Below are 14,569 nucleotides of genomic sequence, written 5' to 3' on the forward strand. Positions count from 1 at the left end.
CCTCGTTTTTTCTGGTTGAGTAAGGCAGTAGCATGCGATGCAGTTCCACCTACAAGTGCAGGGCGGGCCATCCGGCCGGCAAACCATAGCGATCGACGCCGCCAGCGAGGCGGAGGCGATACGGCAGGCGGCGCGCAGTGGCTGGCGCGTGCTGGCCATCATCGGTACCGGACAATCCGGTGCGGGGGAGAGCGCGCACGCCCGCATCAGCAAGCAACCCTTCCCGCTGCTGCAGTTCAGCCAGGAGCTGCTGGCTTTACTGGAAGCGGGACTCAATCTGAGCGAGGCCACCGCCACGCTGCTCAACAAGGAAACCCGCGGCGGCGCGCGCGCCACCCTGGCCGCCATCCAGCGCTCGCTGCAACAGGGGAAAAGCTTCTCCGACACCCTGGCCGATTTCCCGGCCGTCTTCCCGGAACTCTACGTCGCCACCGTGCATGCCGCCGAACGCTCGGGCAACCTGCCGGAGGCGCTGGCGCGCTTCGTCGGCTATCAGCTGCAGTTCGACGCCATCCGCAAGAAGCTGGTCTCGGCCGCGATCTACCCGACCATGCTGCTGGTGGTCGGCACGCTGGTCACGCTGTTCCTGATGGGCTATGTGGTGCCGAAGTTCAGCGTGGTCTACGAAAGCTCGGGCCGCGAAATTCCATGGGCCTCGCAGATGCTGCTGGGCTTCGGCAAGACGCTGGCGGCCCATCCGTGGCTGTGCGCCGCCACGCTGGCGGCCGTCGTCGGCGGCGTGGTGCTCGGCCTGGGCAACGCCGCCATGCGCCAGCGGCTGGTGCTGGCGATCCTGCGGCTGCCGGTGCTGTCGGCCAAGGCGGCCGAGTTCCGCCTGGCGCGCTTCTACCGCGCGCTGTCACTGCTGCTGCACGCCGGCATACCGCTGTCGAAGGCGCTGGCGATGACCAACGCCATGCTGCTGCCGTCGCAACAGGTGCAGCTGGTGCAGACGCGCCGCGCGGTCGAACAGGGATTGCCGTTTTCTACCGCGCTGGAACAGAACGCGCTGGCCACGCCGGTGGCGCAGTCGCTGCTCAAGGTCGGCGAGAACACCGGCCGCCTGGGCGACATGCTGGAGCGCTCGGCCAAGTTCCACGATGAAGAATTCGCCCGCTGGGTCGATTGGGCCTCGCGCCTGCTCGAACCCGTGTTGATGACGCTGATCGGGGTGGTGATCGGCGGCGTCGTCGTTTTGATGTATATGCCGATTTTCGAATTGGCGGGGAGTCTGTCATGAATGCACGCGAACCGGCTGTGCTCAGCCCCGAGATGCTGCACGGCGCGCGTGCCGCGGCGCTGGCGCAGGGCCGCCCGCAAATGGCGGTGCTGCAGGAGGCCGCCGGCTTGACGCCCGAAGAGCTGACCCGCCAGTTGGCCAACCTGTTCTGCTATCCGGCCTGGCCGATGAGCAAGCTACAGGCCGCGCTGCCGGCCTTCGACCTGCTGTCGTACACCGACTGCGCCCAGCGCGACTGCGTGCTGCTGCGCGAAGGCGTCGGCGCGGTCCCCGTGCTGGTCATCGGCGATCCCTACGCCGACGATACGCTGCAATGGGCCGACTACGCCATCGGCGCCGCCTACACGGTGGCGCTGGCGCACCCCGACGACCTGACCGCCTATCTGGCGCAGCAGGAAAGCGTGCAGCAGGCCATGCAGGACATGATGGAGGACGGCAGCCACGGCGAGCTGGCGGACCTGGATCAGACCATCGAGGACATCTCGCTGATACGCATCAGCGAAGACAGCAGCCCAGTGGTCAAGCTGGTCAACTCGACGATCTACGACGCGCTGAAGTTCCAGGCTAGCGACATCCACCTGGAATGCGACGCCGCCAGCCTGGTCATCAAGTACCGCGTCGACGGCGTGCTGGTGCAGGCCGGCACGGTGCAGGGCCTGCAGATGGCCGAGCAGATCATCTCCCGCATCAAGGTGCTGGCGGAGCTGGACATCGCCGAGCGCCGCGTGCCGCAGGACGGCCGCTTCAAGGTGCGCGTGAAAGGCAGCGAGATCGACTTCCGCGTCTCGATCATGCCGAACATCTTCGGCGAGGATGCGGTGCTGCGCCTGCTCGACCGCCGCGCGCTGACCGAGGCGGCGGCCGCGTTGCGGCTGGAGAGCCTGGGCCTGAACGCCGACGCCATCGTGCAGATCCGGCGCCTGGCCGCCAAGCCGCACGGCATGCTGCTGGTGACCGGGCCGACCGGCTCCGGCAAGACCACCACGCTGTACGCCGCCATCACCGAGATCAACACGGGGCGCGACAAGATCGTCACCATCGAGGATCCGGTGGAGTACCGGCTGCCGCGCGTGCTGCAGATTCCCGTCAACGAGAAAAAAGGCCTGACCTTCGCGCGCGGCCTGCGCTCCATCCTGCGCCACGATCCGGACAAGATCATGATCGGCGAGATCCGCGACGACGAGACCGCGCAGATCGCGGTGCAGGCCTCGCTGACGGGCCACCTGGTGTTCACCACGGTCCACGCCAACAACGTGTTCGACGTGGTCGGCCGCTTCCTGCACATGGGCGTGGATCCGTACAGTTTTGCGGCGGCGCTGAACGGCATCGTCGCCCAGCGCCTGCTGCGGCTCAACTGCGAACACTGCGCGGTGGACGTCGCGCCCGATTCGCAAGACCTGCAGGATAGCGGCCTAAGCGCCGATTCCGTGCGCGACTGGCGCTTCAAGGCCGGAAGCGGCTGCGGCCATTGCCGCGGCACCGGCTACAAGGGCCGCAAGGCCGTGGCAGAGGTGCTGATCCTGAACGACGCCATGCGGGAAATGATCTGCACCCGCGCGCCGGTCAGCCGCATGAAGGAGGAAGCCGCCACCATGGGCTTCCGGCTGGCGCGCAGCGCCGGGCTGGATCTGGTGCGGCAGGGTGAAACGACTTTACTGGAGCTCAATCGTGTCACTTACTGAACGCCTGTTTTCACGAGCGCCGCTGGCGCGCCTGATGCAGCAAGGCCGCCTGCGCATCCTGCTGGCGCCGCAGCAGCTGCGGTGCGTGGTCGTGCAGGGCAAGCGCCTGGTCGAAGACAGCGTCCAGCAGATCGCCGTGGACCATGCCGGCGGCCACTGGCAGGCCAGCGTGGACGCATTGCGCGCCTTGCTGCAACAGCCGGCGATGGCATCGGCCAGGCTGCCGCTGGAAATCAGCCTGTCGGGCCGCTGGAGCCAGATGGTGCTGGCACCGTGGAGCGACGCGCTTCTGTCCGAGCCCGGCGCCAGCCGTTTCCTGCAGATGCAGCTGGCCGCGCTCTACGGTGACAACGCGCGCGGCTGGAGCATCGCCAGCGACGATGCACCCTATGGCCAGACGCGCGTGGTCTGCGGCGTCGACAGCACGCTGCTGCACGCATTGAAGGATGTCGCCACCGAATGCGGTCATCCATGCCGCGCCATCGAACCGCTGCTGGCCACCGCCCTGCGTCCGCTCGACGCGGCGGCCGGCGCGCTGGCGCTGATCGAACCTGGCCGCATCACCATGGCTGCACTGGACGGCAAGCGCATCACGGCGATCCAGTCGCAGCCGGCCGGCGACGCCTGGCGCCTCGCGCTGCCGCAGGCTTGGCAGCGCTGGACCCTGCGCGCTCCGGAACTGGCGGGGATCGAGCAGGTCGCCGTGGTTGACCTGTCCATAGCGCAGGCGTCGCTGGAACCGTTGCCGGCGCGCTTCCATCTGATCGACAGCCCATTTGGCACAGAAGCGGCAGTCACCGCAACCATCCTGCCGTTCCCCGCACAGCCGGAGGCTGCCGCATGACGCGCCTGAACTTCCTGCCCCGCGCCGTTCCACTCTCCGGCTGGCGCCTTGCCCTGCTGAGCCTTGGCGTCGTAGCGCTGCTGCCGGCCGCCGTCAACTGGGCGTCGCATCTGCAGGCTGTGAGCCGTCTGGAGGCTCGTCTGGACTCCCAAGCCGCCGCGCAACCGGTACGGCTGACCCGTCCCGCATTGGCGCCGGCCCAGCAGCACGAACAGGACCTGCAGGTGAAGGCCGTAGCCGAAGCGGTGCGCCAACTCAACCTGCCCGTCACGCGCCTGATCAAATCCATCGCCGCGCCGGCCGATGTCCGCATCGCCTTGCTCGCGCTGGACTTGAACGGCCAGCAGCCGCAAGACGGTACCGATGCCGCCGTGCCATCGGGTGCCCTGAAGATCGTGGCAGAAGCGGAAACCGCGCAAGACATGATCAACTACCTGGCCTTCCTCAACCAGCAGCCGATGTTCCGCTCCGTGTATCTGGTCAAGCACGAAATGGCGGCGGGCGGCACCGGCGAACGGCCGTATCACTTTCAGCTGGAGGCCCAATGGCGGCAATAAGATCCGGTGCGCTGCCCAAGCTGAAGCTGGCCGTGCCCCCCAACCTCGTCCCACGGGTGGCATGGCAGGCACGCCGCCTGCTGCGCCAGTGCGGCCCCGGCGCCGTCGGCGGTGTCGCCTGTTTGCTGCTGGCGGTCCTGGCGCAATGGCACGCGACGCAGCTGGACCAGCGCCAGATCGCGTTGACCCGCCAGCTGAATGCCGCCGCCCGCGCCGCCGCCACACCGCATGCTCCGGTCGCCACCGCCGCCGGCGGCGTGGCCGCCTTCTACGCTTACCTGCCGGCGCACGACGCCATTCCTGACCAGCTCAAGGAACTGGTGCGCGTGGCGCAGCAAAGCGGCATCGCGCTGAACAAGGCCGAGTACAAGGCCGAACAGGATGGCAAGGCAGGCTTCCTGCGCTACCGCATCACGCTGCCGATCAAGGCGGATTACGCCAGCACGCAAGGCTTCATCATCAATGCATTGCAGGCGCTGCCGACGCTGACGCTGGAATCGGTCGCCTTCAAGCGCGAACAGATCGAAGCGGGCGACGTCGAGACACGCATCCAGTTCGTGCTGCTGGTGCGCCGCCAGGAGGACCGGCGATGAGGAAGATAGTCATCGGCGCCGCCGCCGTCGCCACGCTGCTGGCCGCGTGGTTCGCGCCGGATCAGGATGGCGGCGTCGTCGGCCCGGCGGCGGCAACGACGCGCGAGGCCGCACCGCCCGTCCCCGTCACTGATGTCACCCCGGCCGGCACGCCCGAAGAACTGCAAATCCACCCGCGCGTCGCGGACGACGACATGGGCAACGTCTTCGCCAAGCAAAGCTGGGCGCCGGAAGCGCCGAGGAAGATGATGCAGGAACAGGCGCCACAGGCACAGCAGACGGCAGCGCCATCCGGACCGCCGGCGCTGCCGTTCCAGTTCGTCGGCCGCTTTATCGACGAAGGCAAGACCGCGTGGTTCCTGCAGATCGACGGCCAGAATATCGTCGCCCGTCCCGGCGAAAAGGTCAACGACGACTACGTGCTCGACAGCGTCAACGGCGGAACGATGACCTTCATCTACCTGCCGCTCCACCAAAAACAAACCTTAGTCGTAGGGGACACCAATTGAAATCCATCGCCAACCGCCTGCACACGCTGGCCGCCTGCCTGCTGCTGAGCGCCTGCGCCGGCAGCCAGACCTTCAAGGAAGGCAATGCCCTGCTGGACGCCGGCCAGATCGACCAGGGCCTGGCCAAACTGGAACAGGCCGCGCACGAAGATCCGCACAACGCCGAATACCGCATCGTCCTGCTGAACCGCAAGCTCAAGCTGGTCAACGCGATGAACAGCCGCGCCGACACGCTGCGCCTGAAAGGCCAGTCCGCCGACGCAACGGCACTGTATGAACAGGCGCTGGTCATCGATCCGGCCAATCTGATCGCGCGCCAGGGCCTGGCGGCGCTGGCCCAGGACCAGCGCCTGCAGCAGACGATGACCGATGCGGAAGCGTTGCTGCAGCGCGGCGGCGATGCCAACCTGACGCAGGCGCAGGAGATGCTGCGTCCCCTGCTGGTCGAACGTCCCAACCAGCGCGACCTCCAGCGCCTGAAGACACGCCTCAACGACGCGCAAGCGCGACTGCGGCCGGCCAGCGGCCGCCTGGCGGTCGCCTACCGCAAACCCGTGACGCTGGAATTTCGCGACGTGCCGCTACGGTCGGTGTTCGATTTTCTCAGCAAGATCTCGGGCCTGAACTTCGTCTTCGACCGCGACGTCGATCCTAACCTGCGCGCCACGATCTCGGTGCGCGACACCAGCATCGAGGAAGCCATCGGCATGCTGTTGAGCGCGAACCAGCTGGAGCAAAGCATCACCAGCGATCGCTCGGTCACCATCTACCCGAACAATCCGCAAAAGCAGAAGGACTACCAGCAGCTGCTGGTACGCAGCTTCTTCCTGGCCAATTCCGACGTCAAGACCGTGGCTTTCTCGCTGAAGACGCTGCTGAAGGCAAAGGACATCGTCACCGATGAACGCATCGGCACCATCATCATGCGCGACACGCCGGAGATGATACGCATGGCCGAGCGTATCATCGCGGTGCAGGACGTCGCCGATCCGGAAGTGATGCTGGAAGTGGAAGTGCTGGAAGTAAAGCGCACGCGCGGCCAGGAGCTGGGCATCCGCTGGCCCGATTCGGCCGGCCTGACCTTGCTGGGCAGCGGCCAGTATGGCGCGCTCAACGTCGGCGACCTTCGCCGCATCAACGGCAGCAATATCGGCCTGGCGCTGGGTTCCGTCACGCTCAACGCCAACAAGACGGACACAGACAGCAATATTCTCGCCAATCCCCGCATCCGCGTGCGCAACAAGGACAAGGCCAAGGTGCTGATCGGCGACCGCGTGCCCGTGATCACGGTCACCACCAACAACGGCGTCAGCGCCGACAGCGTGAACTATGTGGACGTAGGCCTGAAGCTCGACGTTGAACCCAACATCTACCTGGACGATGAAGTGGCGATCAAGATCAACCTGGAAGTCAGCAGCGTGGTCAAGGAGATCGTCAGCAAATCCGGCACGCAGGCTTACCAGATCGGCACCCGCAGCGCCGCCACCGTGCTGCGCCTGAAGGACGGCGAGACGCAGGTGCTGGCCGGCTTGATCAGCGACGAAGACCGCACCACCGCCAACAAGGTGCCGGGCGTGGGCGACCTGCCGATGCTGAGCCGTTTGTTCGGCTCCCAGAAGGACGACTCGACCCGGAGCGAGATCGTGTTGTCGATCACGCCGCGCATACTGCGCTCGATACGCCGGCCGGAGTTGACGGCGGCGGAGTTCAACTCCGGCACCGAATCCGACATCGGCGGCCGCAGCCAGGTCACCACGCTGGCTTCGGTGGGCGATGCAGCGGAAGCGCCGGAAGCCACGCAACCGCAGCGCGACGCATCCCCGGTTTCCGGCGGATCTTCCATGACCGGCAGTTCCGGCATGACTGGCGGCGACGCACCGCCGGCGCCAACTCCGGCCAAGCCCGAACCGGCTGGCCCGGTTTCCAACTCATCGAAAAAGGTCCAGTAGGCATGTCGCGCAAGGCCGAACGCGGCTTCACCTTCATCGAGTTGATGATCACGCTGTCCATCCTTGCCACGCTGGCGATGGTGGCGGCGCCGATGGCGCAGGTAGCGCTGCAGCGCGAGAAGGAGCACCAGCTGCGCACCGCGCTGATCGAAGTTCGCGAGGCGATCGATGCCTACAAGCGCGCAGCCGACAACGGCCGCATCAAGCTGTCGATAGGCGATTCCGGCTATCCGAAAAGACTCGAAGACCTGGTCACTGGCGTGCCGGACCAGCGCAGCCCGCGCAAGCAGAACATGTACTTCCTGCGCCGCCTCCCGCGCGACCCGTTCGCGCCGTCCGAGGCGAGCGGCGGCGGCTGGGCCGTCCGCGCCTACGCCTCGCCGCCGGACAATCCCAGCGAAGGTGAAGACGTTTTCGACATCAGTTCGCGCTCCGGAAAAACGGGCCTGAACGGCATCCCCCTCAAACAATGGTGACACCATGAACCGCAACAAGGCATTCACACTGGTCGAATTGCTGGTGGTGTTGGCGATTATCTCGCTGCTGCTGACGATCGCCCTGCCCCGGTATTTCAGCTCCGTCGACAAATCGAAGGAAGTCGCGCTGAAGGAAAATCTGCAAGTGCTCCGCAGCGGCATCGATAAATACTATGCGGACAAGGGCGAATATCCGGCCGCGCTGTCCGACCTGGTAAGCCAGCACTACTTCCGCAAGGTGCCCATGGATCCTGTGACGGAATCCGCCGTCACCTGGCAGTTGCTGCCCTCCGCCGACGCCGACAAACCCGGCGTGGCAGACATCCGCAGCGGCGCCAAAGGAAAAACCCGCGATGGCATCCCGTTCGGCCAACTCTAAGCCGCCGCGCCAGCGCGGTTTCGCCTATCTGTGGACGCTGATGCTGGTGGCGTTCATGGGCGTCGGCCTGACCATTGCGGCGGACCTGTACGCGACCGCGATGCGGCGCGACAAAGAACGCGAGCTGCTGTTCATCGGCCATGAATTCCGCCACGCGCTGGAGAGCTACGTCAAGGCCAATGGCCAGAGCCAGTATCCGCTGACGCTCGACGACCTGCTGAAGGACCCGCGCTTCGCCAACCCCAGGCGCCACCTGCGCCGGCTCTACGCCGATCCGGTCACGGGCAAGCCGGAATGGAGCCTGATACTGCAGCAGGGCCGCATCGTCGGCATTCACTCGACATCGCCCCTGCGTCCGATCAAGCAGGACAACTTCCACGACGACGATGCGGGCTTGGCGAAAAAGTCGCGCTATGCCGATTGGATCTTCACCTATCCCTTCGATCTGTTCACCATCCCGCAGGGTGGCGAGGTCAAACGTTGATTTTATTGATATAGGACAGTACCTGTCCAGCCTCTCCGTTCTAGCGTGACTCATCCGCATTGGCGGAATCGGCGACATCATTCGATACCGCTGGAATGTCGACATGGGAGGATGAGATGATCCTACGTATGCACTTGCTAACGGCCAGCATCGCCGCAGCTGTCTCGATGCTGCCCACCACCGCGTCGCGCGCGGCCGAACAACTGATGGCCGCACCGGTCAACATCGCCTCTCCGCCGGAGGCCGCCGGGCTGGTGGCCCGGCTGGCCGCGCTGGACGCCGCGCGCGGGCCTGCCACCGACTACAGCTTCCATCTCAGCAGCCAGCACCCCGGCGTGACCGGCCAGAAGATCACGCGCGCCCAGCATACGTACAAGGGCTTGCGCGTGTTCGGCTCGGAATCGGTGGTGGTCACCGATGCAGCGGGCGGCATCATCAGTGTCTCCACATCCGACCGGCGGCCCGCACTGAGCCCCAACGCCGCGGCGGGGACGCCGTTGACCGACACGACGCCGGTGCTGAGCACCGATGACGCCATCGCGGTGGCTGCCAAGTCGACCGCGCCGCGCGGTACGCATCGCTGGCCGCCAAGCGCCGAACTGCTGGTCTACCCGTTGATGAACTCCGTGCGCAAGCCCACCGCCGCCGGCAAGCCGGAATCGGAACTGAACGCCACAGACGTTGAGGACGTAGTCGACCACTACGAGCTGGCCTACTACGTGAAGACGCGTATGGCGCAGGACGGCAAGCCGGTTTACTACGACACCGTCGTCAACGCGAAAACCGGCGCGATCATCGCGCAATGGGTGGCGCTGAAGACGGTGGTCGGCACCGGCAACAGCCAGTACAACGGCACGGTGCCGATCAATACCACGCAATCCGGCTCCACCTTCCAGATGCTGGACGCGTCGCGCGGCACCGGCGGAAAATTCGGCGGCATGGCGATCACCAACGCCAACCACAGCTCGGCCAACAATCCGAATCCCGGCGCTATCTACACCAACAGCACTAATACCTGGGGCGACGGCAAGCAGTACATCAACGGCGGCAGCACCACCAACGCCAATGGCCAGACAGCCGCGGTCAACGCGTTGTGGGGGTTGATGAACACCTACGACGCCAACAAGAATGTGCTGGGCTGGCAGTCGCTGGACGGGAACAACACTTCGACCTACATCGCCGCCCACGTCGACACCGCCTACGACAACGCCTTCTACGACGACAGCTGCAAGTGCATGTACATCGGCGACGGCAATAGCTTCTACAGCCTGGGTTCGATCGACGTCATCGGCCACGAGATGTCGCACGGCGTCACCGCATCCACGGCGGATCTGGTGTACTCCGGCGAGTCGGGCGGCTTGAACGAATCGAACTCGGACATCGGCGGCGAAATGGTGGAAGCCTACGCGCGCGCGGGCGGCACCGGAACATCGATCCCGCTTACCGGCAACGATTGGATGATGGGCAAGGAGATCAGCAAATCCGGCCAGCCGCTGCGCTGGATGTACAAACCCAGCAAGGATCGCAGCAGCCCCGATGCGTGGAGCACCTCGCTGAAGAACCTGGACGTGCACTATTCCAGCGGGCCGAATAACCGCATGTTCTACTTCCTGTCGCAGGGTTCGAACGCCGACTCCACGACCGAGTACTACAGCAAATACCTGGTGAAGAGTCCCGCCGCGATGACCGGCATCGGCAACGACAAGGCTTACCGCATCTGGTTCAAGGCACTGACCACCAAGTTCACCTCGTCGACCAACTACGCCGACGCCCGCGGCAAGGTGCTTGCGTCGGCGCAGGAGCTGTATGGCGCCGATTCGAAGGAAGCCATCGCCGTACAGCGCGCCTACGCGGCGATCAACGTCGGCGCCGACATCGACGAAGCCGGCGCGGGTGGTGGAGGTGGCGGCGGAGGTGACGGCACGGAACTGGTTATCAATGGCGGTTTCGAATCCGGCACCACCGGCTGGAGCGGCAGCACCCGCGTGATCGGTTCCCACACCGGCCAGACCGCCTACGAAGGCACCCGTTTCGCCTGGCTGGGGGGGAATGGCCGCACTTCTACCGAAACGCTGACCCAGAGCATATCGATTCCAGCCGCAGCCACCAGTGCGACGCTGACCTACGCGCTGCACATCGACACCTCGGAAACCCGCGCCGTGGTCTACGACCGGCTGGTGGTCACGGTAAAAAACAGCAGCGGCGCAGTGCTGTCGACACTGGCCACCTACACCAACCTCGACGCGGCAGCGGGCTACCAGATCCGCAATTTCGATCTGCTGCCCTACAAAGGCCAGACCGTCACGTTGTCCTTTGCGATGCGCGAGGACCGGTCGAAGCAGACCTCGTTCGTGCTCGACAAGATCAGCCTGATCGCCAAGTAAGGCAGGACGGCGCGCTTACTTCAACGTGACGAATACCGGGTTCGAATAGAACCACAGGCTGCGGTAGTTGCGATCGTTGATGTCGTTGAAGCGCGCCGTGTTATCGGTGGTGCCGGTGCGCTGGTCCGCCAGCGGCTCGCCATCCAGGGTCAGGCCGGCGACATCGGTGCCGAGGTTGGTGCCGCGCAGGCGGTAGTACTGGTTCTTGCCGGCGATGGTTTCGTAGCTGATGCTGAAGTAGCCGTCCGCATCGACCTTCCAGTCCGCACTGGTGAAACGCTTCACCACGCGGGTGCTGGCATTGGTGGCCACACTGTAGGCGGCGCTGCCCGGTGTGGCCTTGGCGCCCACGTCGCCCACGATCAGGTCGACGTGGTCGACCACTGGCTTGACGTTGGCGGCCGTACCGCTGTCGACCGGCTTCTCGTAGTTGTTTTTTGCGGGCGACTTGAAGCGGATGGTGATCGTCACCTTGTCGCCGCTGGCGACCTTCAGTTCCCCGCCCATCTCCTTGCGGTCGTCCTTGCTGGCCAGGTTGAAGTCCAGCGCGTTGATCAAGTCCCCGTAGACCGAGAACATTTTGCCCGAGCGCAGACCTTGCAGCAGGTCCTTCGCGGCCGGCGCGCCCTGGGCGCTGTTGAAAACGTAGTTCTTCGCGTACTCACCGGGGAAATAGCCGCTGCTGTTGCCGCCGACGATCTTGAAGTGGGTGTCCGAGTCGGTCAAGTTCCAGATGCGGCGGCCCTCGCCGAGCAGCGCATCCCACACGCCGCCGACTTTGGCGACGACGTAGTCGACGCCGCCGTAGGCGCGCAGCGGCGCGTTTTCTGGCGTGTAGGCCGCCGTGTAACCGCCGCGGTCCGGCTCCATCTGGTTGCCGATCATGCCTTCGATGGCGAATACGATGTTCGGCGCGATATCGTTGAAGCGGCGGAAGTCGTCGACGGTGTAGCTGCCCTTGTTGCGCGACGGGTGGTTGACCACGGCGTAGCTGGTATCCGGATAGTTGTCCTTCAGCCAGCTGATCGCTTTCAGCGCATCGTCGGCGGAGGCGTTGTAGCGGGTGGCGCCGTACTTGGCCTTCCAGGCGGCGACATCGGCCGCATCGAACAGCGCCGCGTCGCGGTTGGTGAACAGATATTCGAATTCCTTCATGCCCTTGGTACTGGCGGCCAGCTTGTCGGTGCCCTCGAACAGGCCGATCCCGATATGGTCGTGGGTCGGCATGTCCCATTCGAAGCCGGAGAAAATCAGCTTGTCGGCAAAGGTGCCGGCAGCTTGCAGCGCCTTCACGTGTGGAATCTCGTAGCGTTCGACGCCGGTCGACAGTGGAATCGCCGCAGGCAGCGTGGCGCCCTTCTCGTCTCGCGAGGACAGTCGCAGGTGATTGCTGACAGCCATCCAATCCAGGCCATAGTTGGTGAAGGCCTTGCCCAGCACCTTGTCCAGTGTCTGGCTGACATCGGTATCGGGCGACTGGGTGGTGTGGGTATGCAGATCGCCCGCGATCCAGCGACCGCTCGGCAGCGGAGGCGCGGCGACGGTTGGGGACTGGTCGCCGCCGCAGGCGGCAGCGGTCAGCAGGATGGCGATGGCGGTCGGGATCAGCAATTGGCGTGGGCGAAAACGGGAGGAAAACGGCATGATATATGAGTCCTGAAGTGAATGCGGAATTCGGCACATTAGCATCGGCGTATTACCTCCTTATGACGAGGTAAGGCGTGTGAAGCTGCTATGATCGCCGGCTGGCGCAGACAAAGATCCGCGCAGCCTCGCAAATCAATTCAGGGATTATAAAAATGACCATAGGCGGAAAAACCATAGAAGAGGCTTTGGCCTCGTTGTCCGACATGACCGCGGGCGCGGTCCCCATCGGCAAGGACGAACACTTGCAGCGCATCGCGCGCGCACAGTCCTACATGCGCGAGCAGGGCATCGCAGCGATCTACGTCAACGCCGGCTCCAACATGACCTACTTCACCGGCACCAAGTGGCACGCCAGCGAACGCATGGTCGGCGCCATCGTACCGGCCAGCGGCCCGGTGGAATACATCGCTCCTGCGTTTGAAGAGAGCACGCTGAAGGATTTCATGCTTGTCGAAGGGAACGTCAACACCTGGCATGAGCATGAAAGCCCATATCAGCTGTTCGTCGAGACGCTCAAGCGCATGGGCATCGCGCCGGCTGCGGCGGGCGGCACGGCACCGCGCGTCGGCATTTGCGAGAGCGCGGCCTTCTTCATCTATGACGGCATCCGTCCACTGGCCGCCGGCTACGCGCTGGAGAACGCGCGCCAGGTGACGGCGCACTGCCGCACCCGCAAGTCGGCCAGCGAGATCGCGCTGATGCAGCGCGCCAAGGACATGACGCTGGCCGTGCACGTCGCTACCGCCAGCATGCTGCGCGAGGGGATCACGACGGTCGAGGTGGAGGAGTTCATCAACCGCGCGCACCGCAAGGTAGGTGCCTCGGGTTCCTACTTCGTGATCGTGCTGTTCGGCGAGGCGACCGCGTATCCGCACGGTGTCAGCTACGTGCAGACGTTGCAGAGAGGCGACACTGTGCTGATCGATACAGGCTGCAAACTGCACAACTACATTTCCGACATCACGCGCACCTACGTGTTCGGTGAAATCAGCGCGCGTCAGCGTTCGGTGTGGAACAGCGAAAAGGCGGCGCAACTGGCCGCGTTCAATGCGGCGCAGCTGGGCGTGCCGTGCGAGGAAGTGGACATGGCGGCGCGGCGTTCGCTGGAAGCGGATGGCTACGGCCCGGGCTACAAGCTGCCAGGCCTGCCGCACCGCACCGGCCACGGCATCGGCCTCGATATCCACGAATGGCCGTACCTGGTCGGCGGCGACAAGACGCCACTCGATGTCGGCATGTGCTTCTCGAACGAGCCGATGATCTGCATCCCCGGCGAATTCGGCGTGCGCCACGAAGACCATTTCTACATGACGGAGAGCGGTCCGAAGTGGTTCACCGAACCGGCGCACAGCATCGACGATCCGTTCGGCCTGCGCAAGTAATCCTTATGCCTGCATGCGCTTGAGCCGATTGTAGAAATACAGCGGTGCGGTGACATGCAGCGTGCCTTCGGCGGGACGGATCACGACACGGTTGGAATCCCAGCGCATCCAACGTGGGCTTTTGTAGTTGAAGATGCGCCCCGCATCGGTTTCGCCTACGGGTACGAAGCCAAACTGCTCTACGCGGCCGAGGAAGGCCATCTCGCCTGCCGCATCCACGGTGCCGCGTACCGGAAGGCACATCAGCAGCGCGGGCAGTTGGCCCATGCAGGCGCCGATCAGCGCTCCCCGCACGAACGCGTTCGGCATCCAATAGCTGACCAACAGGGCAACGGCCAGGAATCCGGCGACAAGACAGCCCCACACCATCCAGTCGCGTGCGCTCAGCAGGGGATTGAAGCCGATCGACTGTTTTTTAAAAGTACATGCCATACGAAGCACCT

The 14,569-nt window shown here is 64.8% G+C and carries 14 protein-coding genes; 12 read left to right on the forward strand and 2 right to left on the reverse strand.

The window, feature by feature from the left end; translation table 11 throughout:
• The first annotated feature begins 37 nt into the window (after positions 1-37).
• The 11 genes from ACSQ3S_RS29985 (at position 38) to ACSQ3S_RS30035 (ending at position 11,097) form a co-directional block, all read left to right on the forward strand.
• Positions 38-1,240 (forward strand): type II secretion system F family protein, encoded by a 1,203-nt coding sequence (locus ACSQ3S_RS29985; RefSeq protein WP_436144649.1) that lies wholly within the window; start codon positions 38-40, stop codon positions 1,238-1,240.
• Complete coding sequence (locus tag ACSQ3S_RS29990; RefSeq protein WP_436144650.1) at positions 1,237-2,922, forward strand: GspE/PulE family protein; 1,686 nt, start codon at positions 1,237-1,239, stop codon at positions 2,920-2,922. The genes ACSQ3S_RS29985 and ACSQ3S_RS29990 overlap by 4 nt, the downstream gene beginning before the upstream one ends.
• A complete protein-coding gene (locus ACSQ3S_RS29995) occupies positions 2,909-3,766 on the forward strand; it encodes a hypothetical protein (protein ID WP_436144651.1) in 858 nt (285 codons plus the stop codon). Before ACSQ3S_RS29990 ends, ACSQ3S_RS29995 begins: the two co-directional genes overlap by 14 nt.
• Positions 3,763-4,323: a hypothetical protein gene (locus ACSQ3S_RS30000; RefSeq protein ID WP_436144652.1), complete on the forward strand. Its 561-nt coding sequence runs from the start codon at positions 3,763-3,765 to the stop codon at positions 4,321-4,323. The genes ACSQ3S_RS29995 and ACSQ3S_RS30000 overlap by 4 nt, the downstream gene beginning before the upstream one ends.
• Positions 4,311-4,916, forward strand: a complete 606-nt coding sequence (locus ACSQ3S_RS30005) for a hypothetical protein (protein ID WP_436144653.1) — start codon at positions 4,311-4,313, stop codon at positions 4,914-4,916. The genes ACSQ3S_RS30000 and ACSQ3S_RS30005 overlap by 13 nt, the downstream gene beginning before the upstream one ends.
• Positions 4,913-5,425 carry a hypothetical protein gene (locus ACSQ3S_RS30010; protein ID WP_436144654.1) on the forward strand — a complete coding sequence of 171 codons (513 nt, stop codon included), beginning with the start codon at positions 4,913-4,915 and terminating at the stop codon, positions 5,423-5,425. The genes ACSQ3S_RS30005 and ACSQ3S_RS30010 overlap by 4 nt, the downstream gene beginning before the upstream one ends.
• Entirely contained in the window at positions 5,422-7,374 is a 1,953-nt protein-coding gene (locus tag ACSQ3S_RS30015) for a secretin and TonB N-terminal domain-containing protein (RefSeq protein WP_436144655.1), read from the forward strand. Before ACSQ3S_RS30010 ends, ACSQ3S_RS30015 begins: the two co-directional genes overlap by 4 nt.
• Before the next feature lie 2 nt (positions 7,375-7,376).
• Positions 7,377-7,850, forward strand: coding sequence for a type II secretion system protein (locus tag ACSQ3S_RS30020; protein WP_436144656.1), 474 nt, complete (start codon positions 7,377-7,379; stop codon positions 7,848-7,850).
• 4 nt (positions 7,851-7,854) lie between these two features.
• Positions 7,855-8,229, forward strand: coding sequence for a type II secretion system protein (locus tag ACSQ3S_RS30025; protein WP_176652407.1), 375 nt, complete (start codon positions 7,855-7,857; stop codon positions 8,227-8,229).
• Positions 8,204-8,713 carry a type II secretion system protein gene (locus tag ACSQ3S_RS30030; protein ID WP_436144657.1) on the forward strand — a complete coding sequence of 170 codons (510 nt, stop codon included), beginning with the start codon at positions 8,204-8,206 and terminating at the stop codon, positions 8,711-8,713. Before ACSQ3S_RS30025 ends, ACSQ3S_RS30030 begins: the two co-directional genes overlap by 26 nt.
• A 116-nt stretch (positions 8,714-8,829) precedes the next feature.
• Positions 8,830-11,097: a M4 family metallopeptidase gene (locus ACSQ3S_RS30035; protein ID WP_436144658.1), complete on the forward strand. Its 2,268-nt coding sequence runs from the start codon at positions 8,830-8,832 to the stop codon at positions 11,095-11,097.
• Between the two features lie 15 nt (positions 11,098-11,112).
• Here ACSQ3S_RS30035 and ACSQ3S_RS30040 read toward each other — a convergent pair whose 3' ends face one another.
• On the reverse strand, positions 11,113-12,741 hold the full coding sequence (locus tag ACSQ3S_RS30040; protein WP_436144659.1) for an S-layer protein: 1,629 nt from the start codon (positions 12,739-12,741) through the stop codon (positions 11,113-11,115).
• Positions 12,742-12,896: 155 nt separating this feature from the next.
• On the opposite strand from ACSQ3S_RS30040, the gene ACSQ3S_RS30045 reads away from it, so the two are divergent.
• The gene (locus ACSQ3S_RS30045; protein WP_436144660.1) at positions 12,897-14,126 is read left to right on the forward strand and encodes a M24 family metallopeptidase; all 1,230 of its coding nucleotides are present in this window, start codon (positions 12,897-12,899) and stop codon (positions 14,124-14,126) included.
• A gap of 3 nt (positions 14,127-14,129) precedes the next feature.
• On the opposite strand, the gene ACSQ3S_RS30050 is transcribed toward ACSQ3S_RS30045, so the two are convergent.
• Complete coding sequence (locus ACSQ3S_RS30050; RefSeq protein ID WP_436144661.1) at positions 14,130-14,558, reverse strand: hypothetical protein; 429 nt, start codon at positions 14,556-14,558, stop codon at positions 14,130-14,132.
• Positions 14,559-14,569: the final 11 nt, after the last annotated feature.

It is taken from the genome of Duganella sp. LjRoot269, assembly GCF_964254095.1.
GTDB lineage: Bacteria > Pseudomonadota > Gammaproteobacteria > Burkholderiales > Burkholderiaceae_D > Rugamonas > Rugamonas hordei.

What these genes read in the sequence shown, in the direction of transcription:
- ACSQ3S_RS29985 (WP_436144649.1), top strand. Translation starts at nt 38, where the DNA reads ATGCAGTTCCACCTACAAGTGCAGGGCGGGCCATCCGGCCGGCAAACC.
- ACSQ3S_RS29990 (WP_436144650.1), top strand. Translation starts at nt 1,237, where the DNA reads ATGAATGCACGCGAACCGGCTGTGCTCAGCCCCGAGATGCTGCACGGC.
- ACSQ3S_RS30000 (WP_436144652.1), top strand. Translation starts at nt 3,763, where the DNA reads ATGACGCGCCTGAACTTCCTGCCCCGCGCCGTTCCACTCTCCGGCTGG.
- ACSQ3S_RS30005 (WP_436144653.1), top strand. Translation starts at nt 4,311, where the DNA reads ATGGCGGCAATAAGATCCGGTGCGCTGCCCAAGCTGAAGCTGGCCGTG.
- ACSQ3S_RS30010 (WP_436144654.1), top strand. Translation starts at nt 4,913, where the DNA reads ATGAGGAAGATAGTCATCGGCGCCGCCGCCGTCGCCACGCTGCTGGCC.
- ACSQ3S_RS30020 (WP_436144656.1), top strand. Translation starts at nt 7,377, where the DNA reads ATGTCGCGCAAGGCCGAACGCGGCTTCACCTTCATCGAGTTGATGATC.
- ACSQ3S_RS30025 (WP_176652407.1), top strand. Translation starts at nt 7,855, where the DNA reads ATGAACCGCAACAAGGCATTCACACTGGTCGAATTGCTGGTGGTGTTG.
- ACSQ3S_RS30030 (WP_436144657.1), top strand. Translation starts at nt 8,204, where the DNA reads ATGGCATCCCGTTCGGCCAACTCTAAGCCGCCGCGCCAGCGCGGTTTC.
- ACSQ3S_RS30035 (WP_436144658.1), top strand. Translation starts at nt 8,830, where the DNA reads ATGATCCTACGTATGCACTTGCTAACGGCCAGCATCGCCGCAGCTGTC.
- ACSQ3S_RS30040 (WP_436144659.1), bottom strand. Translation starts at nt 12,741, where the DNA reads ATGCCGTTTTCCTCCCGTTTTCGCCCACGCCAATTGCTGATCCCGACC.
- ACSQ3S_RS30045 (WP_436144660.1), top strand. Translation starts at nt 12,897, where the DNA reads ATGACCATAGGCGGAAAAACCATAGAAGAGGCTTTGGCCTCGTTGTCC.
- ACSQ3S_RS30050 (WP_436144661.1), bottom strand. Translation starts at nt 14,558, where the DNA reads ATGGCATGTACTTTTAAAAAACAGTCGATCGGCTTCAATCCCCTGCTG.